Source organism: Secundilactobacillus similis DSM 23365 = JCM 2765, assembly GCF_001311075.1.
In the GTDB taxonomy this organism is placed as follows: domain Bacteria; phylum Bacillota; class Bacilli; order Lactobacillales; family Lactobacillaceae; genus Secundilactobacillus; species Secundilactobacillus similis.
On record NZ_BBAD01000054.1, the window covers coordinates 1 to 21,746 of the forward strand.

Annotated in this window: 19 protein-coding genes and 4 pseudogenes; all 23 read right to left on the minus strand. The window is 47.2% G+C overall.

Annotation, left to right across the window (positions count from 1 at the left end; genetic code table 11):
• Window positions 1-127 precede the first annotated feature (127 nt).
• Window positions 128-472, minus strand: coding sequence for a DUF1831 domain-containing protein (locus tag JCM2765_RS11345; RefSeq protein WP_054736856.1), 345 nt, complete (start codon window positions 470-472; stop codon window positions 128-130).
• Between the two features lie 4 nt (window positions 473-476).
• A complete protein-coding gene (locus tag JCM2765_RS11350) occupies window positions 477-1,637 on the minus strand; it encodes a cysteine desulfurase family protein (RefSeq protein ID WP_054736857.1) in 1,161 nt (386 codons plus the stop codon).
• A 22-nt stretch (window positions 1,638-1,659) separates the two neighbouring features.
• A pseudogene (locus JCM2765_RS11355) lies at window positions 1,660-2,345 on the minus strand (5'-methylthioadenosine/adenosylhomocysteine nucleosidase).
• A gap of 24 nt (window positions 2,346-2,369) precedes the next feature.
• On the minus strand, window positions 2,370-2,660 hold the full coding sequence (locus JCM2765_RS11360; protein ID WP_054736858.1) for a hypothetical protein: 291 nt from the start codon (window positions 2,658-2,660) through the stop codon (window positions 2,370-2,372).
• A 9-nt stretch (window positions 2,661-2,669) separates the two neighbouring features.
• On the minus strand, window positions 2,670-3,221 hold the full coding sequence (locus JCM2765_RS11365; RefSeq protein WP_054736859.1) for an NUDIX hydrolase: 552 nt from the start codon (window positions 3,219-3,221) through the stop codon (window positions 2,670-2,672).
• Between the two features lie 83 nt (window positions 3,222-3,304).
• Window positions 3,305-3,547: a cold-shock protein gene (locus JCM2765_RS11370; RefSeq protein WP_054736860.1), complete on the minus strand. Its 243-nt coding sequence runs from the start codon at window positions 3,545-3,547 to the stop codon at window positions 3,305-3,307.
• 615 nt (window positions 3,548-4,162) lie between these two features.
• Window positions 4,163-6,974, minus strand: a pseudogene (gene ileS, locus JCM2765_RS11375) (isoleucine--tRNA ligase).
• A gap of 260 nt (window positions 6,975-7,234) precedes the next feature.
• The gene (locus JCM2765_RS11380; protein ID WP_054736861.1) at window positions 7,235-7,939 is read right to left on the minus strand and encodes a DivIVA domain-containing protein; all 705 of its coding nucleotides are present in this window, start codon (window positions 7,937-7,939) and stop codon (window positions 7,235-7,237) included.
• 21 nt (window positions 7,940-7,960) lie between these two features.
• Complete coding sequence (locus JCM2765_RS11385; RefSeq protein WP_054736862.1) at window positions 7,961-8,743, minus strand: YlmH family RNA-binding protein; 783 nt, start codon at window positions 8,741-8,743, stop codon at window positions 7,961-7,963.
• Complete coding sequence (locus JCM2765_RS19140) at window positions 8,638-8,997, minus strand: YggT family protein (protein WP_369404073.1); 360 nt, start codon at window positions 8,995-8,997, stop codon at window positions 8,638-8,640. The genes JCM2765_RS11385 and JCM2765_RS19140 overlap by 106 nt, the downstream gene beginning before the upstream one ends.
• A gap of 68 nt (window positions 8,998-9,065) precedes the next feature.
• Window positions 9,066-9,497, minus strand: coding sequence for a cell division protein SepF (locus JCM2765_RS11390; protein WP_054736863.1), 432 nt, complete (start codon window positions 9,495-9,497; stop codon window positions 9,066-9,068).
• A 45-nt stretch (window positions 9,498-9,542) separates the two neighbouring features.
• Window positions 9,543-10,811 (minus strand): cell division protein FtsZ, encoded by a 1,269-nt coding sequence (gene ftsZ / locus JCM2765_RS11395; RefSeq protein ID WP_054736864.1) that lies wholly within the window; start codon window positions 10,809-10,811, stop codon window positions 9,543-9,545.
• Between the two features lie 23 nt (window positions 10,812-10,834).
• On the minus strand, window positions 10,835-12,163 hold the full coding sequence (gene ftsA, locus JCM2765_RS11400; protein ID WP_054736865.1) for a cell division protein FtsA: 1,329 nt from the start codon (window positions 12,161-12,163) through the stop codon (window positions 10,835-10,837).
• 269 nt (window positions 12,164-12,432) lie between these two features.
• Window positions 12,433-13,275 carry a cell division protein FtsQ/DivIB gene (locus JCM2765_RS11405; RefSeq protein ID WP_054736866.1) on the minus strand — a complete coding sequence of 281 codons (843 nt, stop codon included), beginning with the start codon at window positions 13,273-13,275 and terminating at the stop codon, window positions 12,433-12,435.
• A gap of 11 nt (window positions 13,276-13,286) precedes the next feature.
• The gene (gene murG / locus JCM2765_RS11410; RefSeq protein WP_054736867.1) at window positions 13,287-14,384 is read right to left on the minus strand and encodes an undecaprenyldiphospho-muramoylpentapeptide beta-N-acetylglucosaminyltransferase; all 1,098 of its coding nucleotides are present in this window, start codon (window positions 14,382-14,384) and stop codon (window positions 13,287-13,289) included.
• Complete coding sequence (gene murD, locus JCM2765_RS11415; RefSeq protein ID WP_054736868.1) at window positions 14,384-15,766, minus strand: UDP-N-acetylmuramoyl-L-alanine--D-glutamate ligase; 1,383 nt, start codon at window positions 15,764-15,766, stop codon at window positions 14,384-14,386. The genes murG and murD overlap by 1 nt, the downstream gene beginning before the upstream one ends.
• A gap of 30 nt (window positions 15,767-15,796) precedes the next feature.
• Window positions 15,797-16,751, minus strand: a pseudogene (mraY, locus tag JCM2765_RS11420) (phospho-N-acetylmuramoyl-pentapeptide-transferase).
• A gap of 27 nt (window positions 16,752-16,778) precedes the next feature.
• Window positions 16,779-18,928 (minus strand): annotated as a pseudogene (locus JCM2765_RS11425) (penicillin-binding transpeptidase domain-containing protein).
• On the minus strand, window positions 18,925-19,311 hold the full coding sequence (ftsL, locus tag JCM2765_RS11430; RefSeq protein ID WP_054736869.1) for a cell division protein FtsL: 387 nt from the start codon (window positions 19,309-19,311) through the stop codon (window positions 18,925-18,927). The pseudogene JCM2765_RS11425 and the gene ftsL overlap by 4 nt, the downstream one beginning before the upstream one ends.
• A 40-nt stretch (window positions 19,312-19,351) precedes the next feature.
• Window positions 19,352-20,293, minus strand: a complete 942-nt coding sequence (rsmH, locus tag JCM2765_RS11435; protein WP_054736870.1) for a 16S rRNA (cytosine(1402)-N(4))-methyltransferase RsmH — start codon at window positions 20,291-20,293, stop codon at window positions 19,352-19,354.
• A 33-nt stretch (window positions 20,294-20,326) separates the two neighbouring features.
• On the minus strand, window positions 20,327-20,758 hold the full coding sequence (gene mraZ / locus JCM2765_RS11440) for a division/cell wall cluster transcriptional repressor MraZ (RefSeq protein WP_054736871.1): 432 nt from the start codon (window positions 20,756-20,758) through the stop codon (window positions 20,327-20,329).
• A 167-nt stretch (window positions 20,759-20,925) separates the two neighbouring features.
• A complete protein-coding gene (locus JCM2765_RS11445) occupies window positions 20,926-21,273 on the minus strand; it encodes a hypothetical protein (RefSeq protein WP_054736872.1) in 348 nt (115 codons plus the stop codon).
• A gap of 249 nt (window positions 21,274-21,522) precedes the next feature.
• Window positions 21,523-21,642, minus strand: coding sequence for a DUF4044 domain-containing protein (locus JCM2765_RS16760; RefSeq protein ID WP_082405108.1), 120 nt, complete (start codon window positions 21,640-21,642; stop codon window positions 21,523-21,525).
• Window positions 21,643-21,746 lie beyond the last annotated feature (104 nt).

Consider the following 21,746-nt stretch of genomic DNA (forward strand, 5'->3'; position numbering starts at 1 on the left):
GCGGCTTTGGCGAGCGAAGCGATGACAAACAGCCGACACCCAAATCGCACCCAACCCTTACGCTGGACACAAACGTAAGCACAAAAAAAGACAAGCAACAGCTAACGCCATCGCTTGCCTAATAAAGTTAGTCCACCGGATTAATAATCTCACGTTCAGCTAACGTGCCCATAATATAGTGGAATTGTTCCAAAAAGTCATCCTTTTTGGCCATCTTAAAGATGTTAACATCGCGCATCCCGTTACCCGTTAAAGTTGCTAACTTAAACCCGGTCAGGTCTTTGTTGACCATCACTTTAAGTTCGACGGTTGCGTTATACGGTGAGTTAGGATCCAATGACCGTTTCAGCACAAAGTTGCCGACTTTGGTTTCTTGGAATCCCACATCCTTTAACGCAAACTTCTTGATGTTCGGATTAATTTGATAACTGGTGGTATCACCAGTGAGTGTCACAGTTGCTTCAAATGCCATGTGGTTACACCTCACTTCGCGCTTGAACTCGCGCGACAATTTTAGCAATATTCGTTACTAACGCGTTAATGTCATCCTCAGTCGTGTAACGACCAAAGCTGATTCGAATCGACTCTGAAATTCGAGGACTCTCTTCGCCAAACATCGCGGTCAATACGTGCGATGGTTCAATTGAGCCCGCCGTACATGCCGAACCACCGGAAACAGCGATGCCAGCCAAGTCCAGGTTCGTTTGCATCACGTAGGTTGAGATGCCCTTGATCCAAATGTTCATGACGTGTTGGAGGTTATCTTTTGACAACGTCCCGTTGAGTTCGAAGTCGACCCCGGCAGTGGTTAAACCATCGATGATCTGTTGTTTAAACCCAAAGTATTTTTCCTGACGGTGAGCCTTTTCTTCGGCCGTGATGGTGCTAACCGCCGCAGCGAAGCCCGCAATTCCAGGAATGTTTTCAGTGCCGGCACGTCGTTTCTCTTCTTGGTCGCCACCCTTAAGGTAACTTGGAAAGTTAACGCCCGTGCGCCGGTACAAGAAACCAACCATCTTAGGTCCGTTGATCTTGTGGGCAGACGTTGACAGCATGTCGATGTGGTCGCGCTTAACGTCAATATCCAATAAACCGTAAGCCTGTACGGCATCCGTATGGAACCACGCTTGATGGTCCTTCAAAATCTCGCCAATTTCGTGAATCGGCATGTGAGAACCAACCTCGTTATTCCCGGTCATGATGGTCACCAGAATCGTATCATCACGCAAGGCTGCCTTAAAGTCATCCAAGCTGATCTGACCAGCCTCATCAACGGGTAAGTATGTCACCTCAAACCCGTGCTCCTCTAAGAAGTGCAGTGGCTTTAAGATGGCTTCGTGCTCGATGGCGGTCGTAATAATGTGCTTGCCAAGTTTTTCTCGGGTAAATGCCGTTTGGATCACCGCGGTGTTATCACTTTCAGTCCCACCACTTGTAAAGATGATCTCGTCATCATCCGCATTTAAACTCTGGGCAATCACGTGCCGGCTATTTTCCAAAATGGTGTGGGCCTCTCGCCCAAGCCCATACAGGGTCGACGCATTGCCATAAACGTTTTGAAGCTTATCCGTCATCTCAGCCAATACTTCACTCGAAATTGGCGTTGTGGCGGCGTTATCTAAATAAATTTCCTTCACTACTCTGAATCTCCTTTAAGCGCTACTCAGCAAACAGTGCTAACAGCATCTGAGCCGAGCGCTTACCTGCCTCAATAATAAACTGATCAAAACTAACGCCGGCGTTTCATCACCAACGTCTGACATCGCCCGAACGACGACGTATGGGGTTTCAAATTGGTGGGCCACTTGACCAACCGCTGCGCCTTCCATTTCACTTGAAAGCGCGTCTGGGAAGTGGGCCAAAATGTTGTCGATGGCTTCACGGCTGGCAATAAATTGATCACCAGTGACAATTAAGCCCTTACGAACGGTTAAACCGGTCTTCTTAGCAGCTTTTTCCAACCGGTCGATCCAGCTTTGGTTAGCATCAAACCGGGCTGGTTGACCAGGTAATTGACCGTATGCGTAATCGAAGGCTTGTGCATCAACGTCATGGTAAGCGGTTTGCGTTGACAATACCACGTCACCTACATGGAGACCTTCACCGATCCCACCAGCAGAGCCAGAGTTGATCACAACGGAAACCTTAAATTGGGTAATCAGCAGTGCAGTCGTTAGCCCAGCTTCAACTTTACCGATTCCAGAACGAACCAACACAACGTCTTGGCCGCTAATGGTGCCTTCATAAAAATCGATTCCTGAAACGTTCACAACGTGTTCATCAGTCAAAGCTGCTTTTAACGTCGCGATTTCTTCATCCATGGCGCATAAAATGCCGTATTTCATAATAATATCCTCACTTGGTTTAGTTTAAAATTCAACGAAAAATAACACGAGAAAAACGATGACAATCCCCACGCTTAGTCCTAAAATCGCCAAATTCAGGCGGTGTTTTAACCGGTTGATCTTCGCTTCAGTCGCCGTACCGGCAACATCCGTTGTATCGTGCTGTTTTGCGTAGCGGGTTTCTGCTCGTAATCGTTCTCGATCCCGTTTTTCGAAATCGTCTTGCGCTCGGCGCTGTTGCGCGCGGTAAGCTGACCGACTCAATGACGAGTCGGTCGCATTATCCGAATGATCATTTTCTTGTCGATTCGCCATCGTTTACACCTACTTTTGTAATTGCATCAGTTCAAAGTACCAAATTGCCATGATGGTTTTGGCGTCTTCAATCTCACCAGCAGCAATCATCGCCTTCAACGTTTCAAGGTCATAGGCTTGTACGTTAAGGTTTTCACCGAAATCACGTGGTAATTCTTTATCAACTGGTTCCAAACCTGTTGCGAGATACAGCGTCATATATTCGTCTGAAAATCCAACCGATGAATAAAATCCGGTAATGCGTTTCAATTGGGTTGCATGAAGCCGAATCTCTTCATTCAATTCCCGGCTTGCCGTGTGGCTTGGATCATCCGCATCACGTTCATCTAATTTACCGGCTGGAATCTCCAGCGTTGCTTTTTCAACCGGTGCACGCCACTGTTTGACCAAAATCACCTTATTATCAGCGGTGATGGCCAGCACCCCAACGGCGCCTGAGTGGTGCACGATTTCGCGGTGAGCACGTTCACCATTAGGTAAAATCACGGTTTGGCGTTCCAAATTAATGATGGCACCGTCATAAAGTTGCTCAGAACCAACCACTTTTTCCGTTAAATCCATCTTAATCATCCATTCATATCAAGTTTTAGGTCATTAACTGACCCTATTTTAACTTAGGTCACCCAACCAGGCAACTATCTGTACTATTCTGCAGTGTCCTCGGTCGCCGGCGCATCAGCTTCCCGGTCTAAGCGAACGCGAGCCGCCTGAGGCCCTTTTTGACCTTCAACGATCACAAATTCGACCTTTTGACCTGGCGTCAGCTTTTTAAAGCCACCCATTTCGATTCCTGAATAGTGCACAAAGATCGATTCGCCGGTTTCGGCGCTTTTAATAAACCCAAACCCGTTTAATTCATTGTAACGTTCAACTGTTCCTTTAATCATCAGTTCACCTCATAACAAAAACGGGTCCAAAACACCGTTTCAAACCCGTCCGTTTGTCTTTGATTTGGATTACAACTACTTACCATTTAATTTAAAATAACTCATCTGTCATTTTAACCTATTTGGCAGATTAATGCGAGAGACGTGGCTAAAACCCGGTTATATCTTAATCATTCCTGATGCTTCTTTAGTTGTGCTTACGTTTGTGTCCAGCGTAAGCGTTGGGTGCGATTGGGGTGAAGGCTGTTTGTCATCGCTTCGCTCGCCAAAGCCGCACGAAAACCGGCGCTCTCAGGCTACAAAATTCGGCGCCACTTAGGCTGCTATTTCCGGGGTTCCTGAAGTAGCTGGAGCTTGTCAACCACGCGCTTTCTGGCCACCACGCCGAATGGTGCTGCGCGAGACTGAGAGCTGCATGTAAGGGGCTTCGATAAAACCGCCAGGCCCGGGCGCTTTCACCGAAGCCCCTTACATTACGCTCTCAACCCGTCTCGCTCCGCACACTTACGCTGGACACAAGCGACAGCAAATAGCGCCGTTGATTCCCCCAAATTCAAGGGCAATCAACGACGCTATTTCAACGACCGAAGTCATTGTATTCGTTAACTTAAATGCTTATTTTGCTTCGTAATCTTCAAACTCAGCTGAAGCCGTTTCTGGGAAGTTATCCCGAACAATCTTGGCACAGCGCGCACAGAAGTGTGGGTATGCTGAATCGCTACCAACATCTTCACGGGTCATCCGACAACGATCACAAACGTCACCGTCAGCGGCAGCGACTTGGACAGCCACACCGTCATCAAAGTTTTCAGCTTCGGCTGGGGCATCTGCTAAAGCAGCCACCGTTAAGCCAGAAACCATCAAAACTTGTTCGACGTTAGTTGCCAAGCTATCTAGCAATTGGGCATGCTTGTCATCCAAGTACAGCGCAACCTTAGCATCGGCAGCCTTCCCAATCAATTTTTGATCCCGGGCTTCTTCTAAGGCCTTCAAAACATCGCTCCGAACAGCCATGAAGTTATCCCAGTTAGCAACCAGGCATCTTCGCCATCAAAGGTGACTGCCGTTGGCATTTCGGCCAATTGAACGAAGTCTTCTGGTTCCTTGAAGAATGGCCACATTTCTTCAGCCGTATGTGGCAAGATTGGGGTCATCAACTTCGTCAAGCCAACGCCGATTTGGTAAAGAACGGTTTGCATTGAGCGACGTGAAGCACTGTCTTGCGCGTCAATGTAAAGGATATCCTTAGCAAAATCAAGGTAGAAGGCTGACAGATCCGTAATCACAAAGTTCATCAATTCTTTGTAGATGTCCAAGAAATCGTACTTGTCGTAGTTGGCCTTTACATCAGCCACTAACTGGTTGAACTTCGCCAACATGTACTTATCAGCTGAAGCCAATTGATCCGTTGCAACGGCGTCCGTTGCAGGATCAAAGTCGCTCGTGTTCGCCAAAATGTAACGCATCGTGTTCCGGATCTTCTTGTAAGAATCCGAAATCTTAACGAAGGCGTCAACTGACACCCGAACATCGGCGCTACTATCAACCGAAGCCACCCAGAGGCGGACGATTTCAGCCCCCATCTTATCGATGATTTCAGAAGGTGCGATCGTGTTCCCCAACGACTTGCTCATCTTGTGACCTTCGTGATCCAAGGTGAAGCCTTGTGACAGGATGCTCTTGTATGGTGCGTGACCTGAAACCGCAACACTGGTGATCAAACTTGAGTTGAACCAGCCACGGTATTGGTCAGACCCTTCAAGGTACATGTCAGCTGGGTAATCGAGTTCTGGCCGTTCAACCAAGACGCCTTGGTGTGACGAACCTGAATCAAACCAAACATCCATGATGTCGTTTTCCTTGGTAAACTTACCGTTTGGTGAATGTTCTGAAGTAAAGCCTTCTGGCAAGAGATCCTTTGGTTCGCGGTCGAACCAAACGTCTGAGCCGTATTTTTCGAACAATTGAGCCACGTGTTCGATGGTTTCTGGGGTGATAATGGCTTCTCCATCTTCACCGTAGAAGATTGGGAGTGGCACGCCCCAAACCCGTTGCCGTGAAATGACCCAGTCACCACGGTCACGAATCATGTTGTATAACCGCTTCTTGCCCCAATCTGGGTAGAAGGTCACGTCATCAATTGATTTCAAAATTTCATCACGAATCTTATCCACTGACGCGAACCACTGTGCGTTGCCCGGAAGATAACTGGCTTCTTGGTCCGCCAGTCAAATGGGTAACTGTGTTCGTATGGCATGTAGTCCAGCAATAAACCGGCTGCCTTCAGCTTATCCAATGAGATTTGGTTGGCATCTTCATAGAAGACCCCTTCAAAATCGTCACCGGCTTCACTGGTCATGTAGCCCTTATCGTCAACTGGCACGAGGATGTCCAAGTCGTACTGCTTCCCAACCCGGAAGTCATCTTCACCAAAACCAGGAGCGGTATGAACCAACCCAGTCCCGGCATCAAGCGTAACGAAGTCGCCCATCATCGTGACCAACTTCCGTTCTGGGTAGAATGGGTGTTGGCATAAGACGCGGTCAAGTTCTTGACCCTTAACCGTCTTCAACGTTTGAACGTCTTCCCAACCGAACTTCTCAGAACAATCGGCCAACAATTCCGTTGCCACAACAAACTTTCGGTCTTCGCCCTTAGGTTGAACAACTGAGTAGTCAAAGGTGGCATCAAGGGTGATCCCTTCAGAAGCTGGAATCGTCCATGGGGTCGTCGTCCAAACCACCATGTATGTATTGCCGTTTTCCAATACGCCCTTACCGTCAACAACTTGTTCGCCGTAGAAAGCAGATGGTGACGTCACGTCATGGTATTCAACTTCGGCTTCAGCCAAAGCTGATTCTGATGACCATGACCAAAAGACAGGCTTCTTACCTTTGAAGATCAAGCCGCGTTTAGCAAATGCACCAAAGACCCGAACTTCTTGTGCTTCGAATTCTGGCTTTAAGGTCAAGTATGGGTTATCCCAATCACCAGCAACCCCTAAGCGCTTGAATCCCTTACGTTGACGATCAACTTGTTCCAACGCGTACTTGCGACAAAGTTGACGGAATTCAGTGGTACTCATCTTCTTACGGTCGTAGCCTTGTTGGGTCAACTTTTGTTCGATTGGTAACCCGTGAGTATCCCAACCAGGAACGTAAGGTGCCCGGAAACCGTTCATTGACTTGTAACGCACGATAAAGTCCTTTGAAACCTTGTTCAAGGCATGACCCATGTGAATGTCACCATTCGCATATGGGGGGCCATCGTGTAAAATAAACGATGGTTTGCCTTCATTTAATTTTTGTCTCAGTTGGTACACATGGTTATCTTCCCACGCCTTTTGACGTTCAACTTCCTTAACTGGAAGATTACCACGCATTTTAAACTTAGTTTTGCCTAAGTTAAGCGTATCCTTAACCCGCATGTGGGGTCCCTCCTTTTAATAATGGGTTAGTGCACAAAAAAGACTTCATCCAAAGGGACGAAATCTTCGTGGTACCACCCAAATTTATAAAAACTAGTTTCTCTTATCTTAACCGTTAACGGGGTTGGACCGGCCTGACTTACTTATCAGTCAGACAACTAGAAGATGATCTATCACGTGACAGTGGCTACCGGACTTTCACCTCACACCGGCTCTCTGAAGCATCTCACGCGACTTGCTGTTCTCCATCGTCGTTTAAATTAATGAGCAGTTTTCTCCTCATCGTCTGGGAAAATGACCACCGTCTCAGTACTCTGATCGTGGTTGGGATCAACTGGTTGATCCGCGTCATAAATCTCATCCGCAGGTTCTTCTGCTTGTGAAGTCGAGTTTACGCCATCTTCCTCGTCATTGTCAAGGCTACCTGCCGCAATTACCTGTTGAATTTCGTCATAGGATGACGTACCGTCGTCCTTTAACAGGTTATTCCAGTTGTCACTCTTGATTTCTTCCAACTGACTTTCAAGCATGACTTGGAGTCGTTGCCGGAAGACGCGGGTGCTCTTCTTCAAATCATCGGTTTCAACGGCTAAGGTCTGAGCCCGCTTTGAGGCCTCCTGAATCAGCTGGTTGGCTTTTTCAGTTGCTTCGCTGACAATGTCATTCGCTTGCTTTTGGGCCTCACGATTGATAATTTCGGCCTCTTTTTGTGAGTTTGACCGAACCTTATCGGCTGCTTCTTGGGCCACAATAATTGATTGATTCAACGAGTCCTTTAAATCGTTAAAGTACTTGAGTTTTTCGTTTGCAGAAGATAACTGTTCCGTCAAACTCTTGTTTTGATCCAATGTGATCTGGTAGTCTTTAATGATTTGTTCCAAGAAGTCGTTTACTTCGTCAATATTATAACCACGCAACTTACTTGAAAATTCCTTGTTATGAATATCTAATGGGCTCAGTACCATAGAGCTCCCTCCCCGTTTGAGTTACTTGTGCAATACCGCTAGTGTCACCTTAAGCTTATCTTTTTTGGTCACACCATCCACGCTGGTCAACCGAACGCGGCCAAAACCGCGAACCGAAATCACGTCTTCATGCGCCAATTGATAATCTGGTCGTTCAAACGGATTCCAGTTTAGCTGGATCCGCCCCGCTTCAATCAACTGTTTAGCGTGGTGTCGTGATAAGTGAAATCCCGTTGCGACCACGTTATCCAACCGTGCAGATGACAAGATCGTTGATTCTTCTTCCCAGGCATTGAGTGGTATCAGATGCGCCGATAAATCCAGTTCGTTCAACCGCACCTTAATCCTACCCATTCGGTCGACCTGCGAGGCAATATAGCGACTCATCTCGTTGGTCGTGTAGACCTGCCAAGCTTGACCGTCAGTAATAATATCCCCTAATACTTCACGATCGATTCCAGCCGCCAACATTGACCCTAAAATCTGCCCGTGGTGTAACTCAGTAAATTTCGTTGGGTAATCGATGTCAAACAAATTAAGCTCAAAATCAGCTTCACCGATCTCAAAGTAGGCCGGATAAATCAATCCTCGTTGCATTTCAGCGCCGGGATAACCACCATTGAGCCCTAATTTCAGCTCATCGTCACGGTTAACCAACGTTTCTAAAATGTACTGTTGCCTGGGATTCAAGAAATGGGTCAAAATCGGTCGGTATTCATCACTAGCCTGTTGAATCCAACCAGTGGCACTTTCAACAAACGGTGCTTCTTCTCTACGAAAATGCTGCGCAACGGTATCAGCCAACGTCCAAATCCTCCTACATCGATCCTAGTACCAGCCAAGAAGCCGAAACAGCAACTCCTCAACGTAGTACAGGCCACTTCGAATAATGCCAAGCACAAAGATGGCGACAACTGGTTGAAAGCCAGCATCCCAACGTGTGCAAAATTAAACCAGCTTTGAAACGGTTCAACGATTCGACCTAAAAACCGGCCAAAACCGGTTTGATAAGCCCCTGGAAACCAACTCATTAAGGCATACACAATAATTGCTAGCATGTAAAGCCCAATGAGTTTTCCTAATCCAGTAAAGATTAAAGCGACAATTGATGCCAAAGACTCACTCCTTATTTAAACGTTTCGTTAATACTGGCTGAAAGATCACCTGAAATTTCAAAGTTATGTGGGGTACACAGAAAAATTGGGTTCCCAATGCGTTCAATGTCCCCGTCGATTGCGTAAACGGTCCCCGTTAAAAAATCAACGATCCGCCGAGCGGTTGCATCATCAATTCGCGAAAAGTTAACGATCACAGCTTGATTTGCCAACAACTGGCTCGCAATTTCTTGAACGTCCGAATACAATCGGGGTTCGTACAACGAAATCTTGTTCACCCCAGGTCGCGGTGCATTAATGGACACCACTTTGTTATCATGCCGTGGTCGTTTTGCAACGACCGACTGCGGTTCAGTTGGTTCCTGCGAAGGTTCGACCTGTTGCTCATCAGTCTCATAGTCATCATCAATTCCAAAGAAACGGCTCATACTAAACTTGCCCATCGGTGACGTCCTCCCTTCAAAATTTCGTGGTTTGCCAGCGAATAACTAATCGTTCTTACGACGGTGCTTGAAAAATGGTGGTGTGTCTAACCCAGTATCATCAGAGCTTGGTGCATCAGTATCATCGTTGTTGAACACGCTAAACTTTGGCTTAGCAACGCCGTCAAATTCACTGGCTGCTGGGCGCCGGTTTTGCGTATCATTTTGTGATTGGTTAGCTTGGCTGGCGCCAAAGCTACTAAATTGGTCAGAATCTAATCCGGCACCACGGTCGTCATGGTTCACCATGTGACCGTTAGTGGTGTCGTTACTTGATAAGTGACGTGCACTTCTTGAGGCGTTTTCGGCTTCGCGCTTACGTTGGTCGATTCCGGTTGCAATTACCGTTACGCGAACTTCATCGCCGAGGTTTTCGTCAATTGACGTCCCGAAGATGATGTTCACATCGCTGGTTGCAGCTTGTGACACGATTTCAGACGCAGCTTGGGCTTCAAACAAGGACAAGTCTGGGCCACCGGTAATGTTTAATAACACTTGTTCAGCACCATCAATTGACACTTCCAACAGTGGCGATGAAATGGCCTTCTTGGTGGCGTCTTCCGTCCGGTTTTCACCGTTGGCAGAGCCAATTCCCATCAAAGCAGAGCCTTGATCTTGCATGACCGTCTTCACGTCCGCAAAGTCCAAGTTCACGTAACCAGGACTGGTGATCAAATCAGAGATGCCTTGAACCCCTTGACGGAGCACGTTGTCGGCTTCTTGGAAGGCTTCCATCATTGGGGTCTTCTTGTCGACGATTTCAAGTAAGCGGTTGTTAGCAATCACGATCAACGTATCAACGTTGGCCTTCATTGCGGCAACCCCTTCAGCGGCGTATTTGCCACGCTTAGGGCCTTCAAACGTAAATGGGCGAGTAACAACCCCAACGGTTAAGGCACCCTGTTCCTTGGCAATTTTAGCCACAACTGGGGCCGCACCGTTCCCGGTACCACCGCCCATGCCCGCAGTAACAAAGACCATATCAGCGCCATCAAGGGCTTGGCTGATTTGTTCTTCACTTTCTTGAGCGGCCTTTGACCCAATCTCTGGGTTTGACCCTGCACCAAGTCCACGAGTTAATTTCGGTCCTAATTGGATCTTAGTTTCAGCTTGTGACGCCTCTAATGCTTGCACGTCCGTGTTCGCAACGATAAACTCAACGCCCTTAACATCTTCCGTGATCATCCGGTTAACCGCGTTGCCACCGCCACCGCCGACACCAATCACTTTAATGTTGGCGCCACGATTTTGTGTCGAATCTAACGAAAATTCCATTTCAAATCCCTCCAGTAATCTAATTAATCAAAGAAATCGCTAAAGAATTTCCTGATTCCTTGGCCGCGCTTCTTCGGCTGTTTTGCTCGTGTATCGGTTGATGCAGGTGTTGATGGCGTCTCAGTCGTCGTTGGTGCAACTGACTGAGAGGTCGTCTGTTGTGCTTGCGCTTGCCGGACTAACTGTTGATTACCAGTTAATGCGGATTGAACCAACAAGGCCACTTCACTCATCTGACCCCGGTAGTTAACCAGTGACAAGGCTTGGGTGAACGATGGGTGTCGCAATCCCATTTGGTCGGGAATCGTGACCCGCACAGCGGTATCAAATTCGGCCTTAACCAAATCAGTGATACCAAGCAACGCTGCTACCCCACCAGTCAATACGATCCCGCCTGGTAATGATAGCGCGTTTGTTGCTGACAACTGCGTCTTTAGCTTACCGAAAATCTGTAAAAGCCGGGCTTCGATAATCTCTGCCAGATACTTTTCTGAAATTTCGGTTGGCCGACTTTGACCAACAACGTCGACTGGAAATTGATCGTCCTCGGAGGCCCGACTTGAATCTGCATAACCGTAGTTACGCTTCAACTTCTCGGCGTTTTCAATCGAGGTGTTCAACACGACTGAAATATCCTTGGTGATGTAATCGCCACCCTCAGGATCAACCTCAGCGTACTTCAACCGGTGATCATGAATTACGGCTGCCGTTGACTGACCGCCGCCAAGATCGAGTAACACCGTCCCGAAGTCCTGTTCACCATCACTCAAGACGCTCAGGCCCTGAGCAATTGGACTGACCACTGCAAGCTGAGGGTTTAACCCCGCCTGTTCAACCGCTTTTTTGGTGTTATGTACGATTGTTTTAGGTCCTGTAAACAACATCCCGTTCATTTCCAACCGAACCCCCACCATTGAGCGGGGATCCTTAATGCCGTCAAACCCGTCCACGATAAATTCATCGGGCACGAGGTTAATGATTTCGCGTTCCGGCGGCAAGTTTTGAATAATGGCCGCCGCCGCGACATCTCGAACATCTTGGTCGGTAATTTCCCGGGCCTGATCACCAATGGCAACCAGCCCACTAACGGGTTCAATTTTTAACATATTCGCCGAGATACCCACAATAACATCGTGGATCTGAATACTTGCTTTTTCTTCAGCCGCCTTCACCGCACGCTTGATCGCTTCACTTGCTTTATCAATATCCACGATAACGCCACGACTCAGACCATCTGAACGCTCATTGCCAAAACCTAACACATTGAGCTGTCCCTTCAAATACTCTGCCACGATTACTTTTATTGAGGTTGTCCCGATATCAAGTCCTACATACATACCTGAAGTATCCATTTGCAGGAGCCTCCTCTTAATTTCGACTTTTAATGTGTGATCCGTGAAAATAGTCTTAGTTTACTATTCAGTTTACCACAAACCCATACCCCGAAAAAAGTGCAGAGTGTGGAAAAAAAGCAGTTATCTCGCGCAATACCGCCGATTTTTACTGAATATCCCGTTTTAGATTGAAACCGTTCCCTTTTCTGAAAATGTCGTCGGTCAATTTAGGCTTAAATTTCCCTAAATCGACCCGACCTCATTGTCAAAATCAAGAACGGTTCTCACTAAAATGCATACGAGTACGCCCCAACTTCTAAGTTAACCACGCCACTCGTTTTCATCTTCGCTGCAATACTTGGATAATACGCCATCTTCGTCGCAAAAGTCGACAAACTTGCATAAACTTCGTTCCCGTCGTTCATAAACAAGTGGATGCGTTCCGGATTAGCCTTGGACGGCTTAAACTGAATTTCCGAAATGCCCGATTTGATCTTCTGCGGTAACTTCGCATACTGTTTGATCATGGCGGCTAATTTGGTTTGTGAGTTGAACTTATCGTAAACCGGATAGCTTCCCGTTGGTTGCGTTTGGCGCTCATTGGTCACCACACCGCTTTCAAGGGCAACTCGGTAGTAACCATTGGCTGGCACGTACCCAGCTGTTCGATATTCGCTGACGTGAATGGTCAATACGTTCATGCTCGAGATCGACAAGCGAATCTGTTTAATTCGCGCATTCTTAGCAACCACGCGCTTGGCAATGGCCTTTTCTCGCCCACGAACTTTATAAATCGAATTTCCCCGCTTGATTCCCGTCATCGCACTCAACTGGTTCACCGACAACGCTTGGTTACCAGTGACTTTAATCATTGAGATATGACTAATTGGCGTTGCAAAGTACAGCGCAATCACCAAAACAACGGTAAAAATACCGATCACGATTCCCATCCGTTGCGCCAGCCGCCGGTGTTTTTGGCGGAGTAACTGCGGTAACTTTTTGCCAATTCGAGTCTGTCGGTGCTTTTTCTTAGCCGCCGCCTGTCGATGACGCTCCTGATCTTGATACTTTTCCCAGGGGGTAACGGCAACCTTTTGCTGTGATTTTCGTCGATCGAGGTTAAATTTCATCCCACAACCTCCTAATGTGCCGCAACAACGTCCCGTAATAAGTCTAACATTTCAGTTGCAGCGTGGGGCTTGCCCATCCGCTTAGCTGCTGCCGCCATCGATTGGCGTTTTGCATCATCCGTCATTAACTCATCGATCGCTTTCAACAAGGTCTCACTCGTCAGATCACTTTCTTTGACCATCACGGCGGCTTGTTGACTGACTAAGCTCATCGCATTTTTCGTTTGATGATCCGCCGTCACGTATGGACTTGGAATCAAAATCGATGGTACGCCAAGCGCCGTTAGTTCAGCTAACGTTGTTGCGCCAGAACGCCCGACGACTGCAGCGACCTTTGGCAATACTTCTGGCATGTTATTGACATAAGCTTGAATCGAAATATTATCCGCCGATTCAAGTCCAGCAACCTTCGCCATCACATCGTCATAGCGCTTAGGGCCAGTTACGAAGACGACCTGGTACTGACGTTGGGCCAGTTGTGGTAACGCCGCAACCATCACCTGGTTGAGCTTAAGTGCGCCCTGACTCCCACCAACGACCATCAACGTGGGAATGCCATCCTTAAGGCCAAAACTCGTCAGGCTAAAGTGACTCTCAACATTCGCGACTTCTTGTGCCCGCGGGTTCCCCGTCATCACCACTTTTTCAGTTGGAAACTGAGCTCTAGCGGCTTCAAAATTGATGGCGATGCGATCAACATACCGACTGAGGAATTTGTTCGTCATCCCCACCACACTGTTTTGTTCGTGGATCACCGTTGGAATGTGTTGCTTAGCTGCCGCGTAGAGCACGGCCCCAGACACATAACCACCGGTTCCCAACACAACGTCTGGTTTAAACTCGCGCACGAGTTTCTTCGCTTGATGCACACTCTTCAAAAACAAGTACAGCGTCTTAAAGTTTTCTAGCGATAATGACCGCTTAAACCCTTGAATCGTCATGGCTTCAAAGGGAATCCCCAGATCGGGCACAATTTTACTTTCAATTCCTCGATGCGATCCCACGTACAAGACTTCGGCATCGGGATCTTGACGCTTAAGTTCGTTGATCACGGCTAGCGCTGGGTAGATGTGGCCCCCAGTACCGCCTCCTGATACCATTAACCGCATTACAGCTCCTCCTTTTGACCAGTGACTTTTTCAACAGCTTGAATAAACTTGTCACCCCGGATTTCAAAGTTTGGGTATTGATCCCAACTTGCATTAGCTGGTGACAATAACACGATATCTCCCGGTGCACTAAGCTTGTAAGCAACGGGCACGGCAGTTTCAGCGTTTTCGCTAAATTCAATCGTGGGTACGCCAGCCTGTTCCGCGGCATCCTTTAGTAGGTCTTTGGTTTCACCAAATAACACAACGGCCTTCACGTGATCCTTGAGGTAAGGCACTAACCGTTCGAACGTGTACCCGCGATCCAAACCACCAGCCAACAAAATAACTGGTTTGTTAAAACCCTTCAACGCCATTTCAGTTGCTTCGATATCCGTTGCTTTGGAGTCGTTGTAAAATTCACGGCCCTCACTCGTTAACACGTACTGGGTCCGGTGACGTACACCACTAAAGGTCGTCAAAACGTGCTTAATGGCGTCGTTTGATTTCCCTTGAATCTTGGCAACCGCGATGGCCGCCAACGCGTTTTCAACGTTGTGTTCACCCGGTACCTTGATATCGCTCGCCGCCATGATGGCGTCTTCTTGATAGTACAAGATACCATCTTGTTCATAAGCCCCAGCCTTAGAAACCGCCGTCCGCGAAAATGGCACGATTTGGGCGTGACTTTGTTGGCTCAGCAACACTAATTCAGGTGAATCAAAGTTCACCACGAAGTAGTCGTCAGCCGTTTGGTTCGCCGTGATGCGCATCTTAGCTGCGACGTAGTTTTCACGGGTTTTATGGTAATCCAAGTGATTTGAGAAAATGTTCGTTAAAACAGCGATGTGGGGATGAAAATCAGTGGTTCCTAACAACATGAAGCTCGAAATTTCCATCACTAACGTATCATCAGTCGTTAACGTTGGTACCACGGAACTGGCAGGAATGCCGATGTTACCTGCGTAAGCACTCTTACCCGCTGACCGTTCTTGATTCATCATCTTGTTGATCATCGTGGTCGTTGTGGTTTTACCGTTACTCCCAGTCACTGCGATCAATTCGGCTTCTGAAACTTCGCTGGCGATTTCCACCTCAGCAATAATTGGTAAGTTTTGATCAACAGCTGCTTTGATCAACGGCACATCGTACGGAATTCCGGGATTTTTAACCATCAAGTCAAACCCTTGATCCAGTTGATCTGGGGTCTGCTTGCCAAGTAAGAGCTGGTATCCACCCTCGTCAGCTAACTGCTGTGCTTCAGGGTTATTCGCTAAGGGTTGTTGGTCACTGACCGTTACCTGAGCACCTAATTGCTTGAGTAACCGCGCTGCATTTAACCCACTCTTGGCTAAACCAACGACGATAACCCGTTTGTTTTGATACGTTTTGATTTGTTTCATGAAATTCCGCCACCTATAAAGTTTTTAAGTTTACCACATTGCCCAAATTCCAGTTAACGCAGTGATCAAGCCAACTGCCCAGAACGTTAAATCGATTCGCCATTCACTCCAGCCCTTCATTTCGAAGTGGTGATGAATGGGTGACATCAAGAAGATTCGCTTCCCAGTGAGTTTGAACGACAGCACTTGTAACATCACACTGAGCGTTTCAATAACAAAAATCAATCCGATCCAAATCAACGAAAGTTCGTGGTGCAAGAGAATCGAAACGGTTGCCAACGCCCCACCAAGTGCCAACGAACCCATATCACCCATAAAGATCTTAGCTGGTTTGTGGTTATAAATCAGGAAGGCTAACAGGCCACCGACGACGGCGATACAAAACATCGCAACATCGAGTTGCTTTTGGTGCCAGGCCACGATTGCGTAAGCCGCAAACGAGATTGACCCTAAACCAGCAACTAACCCATCTAAACCATCCGTTAAGTTAACGCGTTTGAGAAGCCAACTAACCAAAAGACGATGAAGACCACGTAAACGTAACCCAAGTTTAAGTCAGGCAAACCTGGCAGTACTAATGACAGGGGCAGGTTTTCGTGCAAGTAAACCAAGAAGAACACGACAGCGCCCACGATTTGACCCAGTAATTTTTGCCAAGCCTTTAGCCCTTCATTTTGACGCCGGAACAATTTGATTGAATCGTCCCACATTCCCAGCAGGCCGTAGACGATCAGGATGAACAATAGAATCATCGAGGCCGGTGTTAATAGTCCGGTAATGGCCCCACTGACCAAAGTTGCCACGATAATGGCGAGGATAAACATCAACCCGCCCATCGTCGGGGTCCCCGACTTTTTTCGTGCCAAGTCGGTCCTTCTTCTCGAATCATCTGGCCTTCATGTTTGGCCCGAAAATACCGAATCAGTGCCGGCATACACACCGCCGTCACGATAAAACTAATCAAAACTGCTAACACTAAACTCATCTGCTTCTCCTCTTATACCCAAATTGGTTATTTAACACTTAATTTAACGGTTAACTGGTTGGTACCGGTTAGTGATTTACCAGCCGCAATACTTTGCGACTTCACGTAGCCACTGCCGCTCGCAGTGACCTTTAACCCTAACAGTTCACCCAATCGCAACACATCGCTCTTAGACCAGCCACTGAGATCTGGCATCGAACGCGTGCCACTCGTCATCAAGATGACCCGTTGTTTGGCCATGACGACCTGACCGGCAGTTGGTGATTGTTCAAGTACTCGGGTGCCCGTCCCGACAGTTGTTACCCGGTAACCCTGAGCCGTTAACTCGCTCTTAGCCACCTTCACTGACCGGTTAACGTACGACAGCATCTTAGTTGACGCCGTTGCGTTAGCAGAACTGTCCTCTTGAAGCGCCCGTTTCATAACTGGCTTAAACACATCTGCCAACAGTTGCGTTGCCGTTTCAGTTCCAGGCAACGTTGGCTGTTTCATCGTAATGTACATAATGTACTTCGGGTTATCCGCTGGCGCCATCGCTGCAACTGAGTAGAGGTAACTGTTATCGCCAGACAGATAGCCTGACTTACCATCACTCACCTGAGCCGTCCCGGTCTTAGCCGCGATTTTAACACCCTTAATTTTGTAATCCGAGCCGATGCCATAACTCTTATACACAACGTCTTCCATGTGCTTTCGAACCGCTTTAGCTGTGGCTGCAGAAACCGGTTGACCAATGACCTTTTTACCATATGATTTGACCGTCTTCCCGGTGTTCGGGTCGACGATTTTACTGATCAAGTATGGTTTTAGCATTTTACCATTGTTCCCGATTGCTGACAAAGCCTGCATCATCTGCATCGCAGTCACTTGGATGCCTTGGCCAAATGCCGTGTCGGCTTGCTCAATCGTATGCGTAAACTGCATACTGCCGGCCTGTTCACCAGTCAACCCAAAGTGCGTTGATTGCAGGAATTTAAAGCGTTTGATGTACTTCTTCCACGTTTTAGCACCCATTTGCTGTTCCAAATGTGCCATGGCAACGTTACTTGAAAGGGCAAACCCTTTGTTGTACGTAATCGTTCCCCAACCACTTGTGTTCCAGTCGGGCACGACCCGATCACCGATTTGATAGCGACCAGAAGCATAGGTTGCATTCCCGTTATAGTTACCACTATCAATTGAAGCCGCCATGGTGAAGATCTTCATGGTTGAACCAGGTTCATACTGGTCTTGTAACAGGGTGTTACGCCAGATTTGACTTAGGCCCTTCCCAGTTTGCGGATTAAAGGTTGGTCGCTGAGTGGCCGCTACAATGGCGCCAGTTTTGGCATTCATTAACACCGCATTCATCGACTTCGCATTGGTTTTTCCTTCCAAATTAGACATTTCCGTTTCCAGTAACGTCTGCAACCTCGAATCCAATGTGGTATAAACATTATCACCATTTTTGGGTTTTCGATCTTTTTGCGCTGAGCCTGGAATCTGATAACCATTATTATCTTGTTTAATTTTCTTGAACCCATCAGTACCTTTAACAGGGAGTTATAGGTACTTTCAATGCCCATTGCCCCCACTAACTGACCCTTAGCAGTCGCCGTTGTATTACCAATCAAGTGCGATGCAAAGATGCCATTCGGATATAGTCGGGCTTGCTGTTGCACAAAGTTTAACCCGGTTAAGTGGGCCTTTTGAAGTTTGGCCTTCGTTGAAAGTGAAATATTTTGACCCGCCGCCCCGAACTCAACTTGAAAGGTGTTTTGCTTGTCAGGCGTTAAATAAGCCAGCGCCTTTTTGCGACTGATTGGGAGATATTTAGCCAAAATTCGCGCGGTTCGTTGCTTGTGCGTGACGTATAACGGTTCACCCGCTAAACTCTTTTGGCGTTTGTCTAACACTGCGTAGAGTGAATAGGTACTCGTATCCTCCGCAATCGGTTCGTTTGACGCGTCATAGATGGTGCCCCGCTGAGCCTTTAACGTCTGAGTTGCCGTATACAACCGTTGCGCTTGGGCGCTCAGATTAACGTTATCGATATTTTTACCAATTGAAATATAAGAAAAACGAGCAATGAATAGCACAAGCACGATCGTGAATAACATCAGAAGTGTCCTTCCAAAAACCCTTCGGTTACGACGTGCTTGTTGACTAGTCACCGTTCGTTTAGGTGATTGTTTCATTTATTCACATTCCTTATTTTACCGTTCGAAAGTGACATGCCATTCTTTTTTGCAATTTGTTCTAAGCGGGTACGATTCAGAAGTTCATTAATTTGTTGCCGATGGTTGGTGTTTTGATTTTGGGTCGTTGTAATCTTCGTGTTGATATCTTGCAACTGTTGTTGCGCAGTTGAGACCCCTATCTGTAAACTCACCAACCAAACACATAGCCCCAGTACGACCAAACCACAAGTTGTCAGTAGACACTTTTCAAACTTAGAGAGTGCCAGCCGACGCGGCCGTGTCGCAATTTGCGGCGCTGTTTGAGTATGTAGCGGTTTTTGAGGTAACTCCTGCAACGGTTCGTGTTGGACAGCTTGCCTCGCCAAATTATTCTGAGCCATAACGTCATCATCCTATTCCTTAATCAATATCCTTGTGCGTTTACTTTTTCTCGATCACTCGCAACTTGGCACTATGCGCCCGATGATTTTCAGCTAACTCTTCTTCGTTAGGTAAAATCGGCTTTCGGGTCACGAGTTTAAAGTCCGGTTGTAGTTCTGCGGGCACAACTGGTAATCCAGCTGGTAACTCAGGCAAACTACTCTGTTCCTTAAACATTGTTTTTACCAAGCGATCTTCTAAAGATTGAAAAGTGATCACGCTGATCCGTCCCCCCGGATTTAACAGCGTTAACGCTTGTTCCAGTGAATCTTCTAATGCTGACAATTCGTCATTAACTGCGATCCGAATTGCCTGAAAAACCTTCTTTGCGGGATGGCCCCCATGCCGTCTCGCTGCTGCCGGAATACCGTCCTTAATGACCTCAACTAATTGTTCGGTCGTTTCGATTGGTGCAACTTGGCGTTGGCTCTCAATTTTACGTGCAATCTGCTTTGAGAACTTTTCCTCACCATACCGGTAAAAGATGCGAACGAGATCCTGGTACGACCAGTCGTTGACGACTTCCCTAGCTGTCAACGATGCCGTTTGATCCATTCGCATGTCTAGCGGTGCATCGTAACGGTAACTGAAACCACGTTGCGCATCATCGAACTGAGGTGATGACACCCCTAAGTCGTAAACGATGCCGTCAACACCAGTCACGCCCCGAGCAGCTAATTCCGACTTGATTGCTCGGAAATTGGCATGAATTAACACCAACCGTTGATCTGCAATTGCATCAGCTCGCTGTTCGGTGTTGTAATCAATGGCCGTTTGGTCTTGATCAAAGGCGTACAATCGACCGGTAGTTAACCGCTTCAAAATTTCACCCGTATGACCACCGCCACCAAGCGTGCAATCAACGTAGATCCCGTCAGGCTTAATTTGAAGAGCCTCAACGGCCTCATTTAATAACACTGTCAGATGGTGGAACGTTGCCATAGTCTTCTCCTCTGCTTCTCATCCAAAGATTGTCTAAAGTTCGAAATCAATTAAATTCTCGGCAATTTCATCAAAATTGCCTTCCGCTTGCTCAGCAAAGGCCTGCCAACGGTCAAGACTCCAGATCTCAAACCGTTCGGAGACCCCAACGATCACGCACGCTTTCTCTAATCCCGCGTGGGTGATCAGGGGCTGGGGCAGATTAACCCGCCCCTGCTTGTCAAGTTCGCATTCCGTTGCCGCCGAATAGAAAAAACGAACAAAAGCTCGCGCATCCCGTTTATTCAACGGTAACGTCGCTAGTTTTTTCTGAACGACCTGCCACTGTGACATGGGATAACCAAACAAACAGCCATCCATGCCACGCGTGATCACAAAGTTCGTCCCTAACTGCTCACGAAACTTTGCGGGAATAATCAACCGGCCTTTGGGATCGATCGTATGCTCAAACTCTCCCATGAACATCGCGATCGCCTCCTAATTTAAGCCAATTTACCTAAAGTTTACCACACGCCCCCACTTTCTACCACATCTCACCAAGTATTTATTCAAAAGATTTAAAAAAAACCGACCAAAACGAGTTTGGCCGGATAATTACCCACTTGTAAGCGGGTTCAAAATGATTAAATTGTCTATCTCAGGAAGTTGCTCACAAGTGTCACAACGTACATGATCAAGAGCAAGAACGCACTGATGCGCCAGTAGAATAATAAGAACCGATTCCAAAGCAATTCTCCCTTGGACAACCCCCATGCAAGGGTCAAACCGATTGATATCAACATCCAAATCACAATCACGGTCGCAAACCAAGGATCATCCCACCGGTGTGCTAATAGCCACATGAACCAAAGGCACAACACTGGTAGCAGATCAAAGTAACGGACTCGTTTTAAAAATTTAAAGGGTGGTAACCGTCGAAGGAGGCGAAATACAATCAGTAAGACCCCCAATACTACCACTTGAATAATCGGATTAGACAACCGACTCACGCCTCTCAATCAAAATAGTTTCTCTATTGTACGGAATTCATTAATCAGGTTCAAGCGCAGAACGTTTACGTACCCACAACCGCCCAGTTGCAAGTCTGTCAAATTCAGACTAGTTCTACTTTACCTTAAGTTTTAATTTTTTATAAATTCATTATTAGCTCAATAAAAAAGCGCCCAACACCTGCTGCTAAGCAACGGTAATGCGCGCAATGTCGTTTGACTTCATAACTGATCTCGGTTTTAGAATAGTCCTAATGACCCAACAGCCGACGCTACAAGCGAGCCCACGGTCACAATGATCATTAACCAAACGAACACCATCGTGATCTTTTGGAAAGTCGACTTCTTTTTCTTTTGCATAGTTTGCACCACTTTTCAAAGTTTTACTTGAAACAGTTTAACGTGAACCGCGAATTAAGTCAATAAAGAGCCAGTAATTGTTGTTGGCTTTAACATATGCTTAC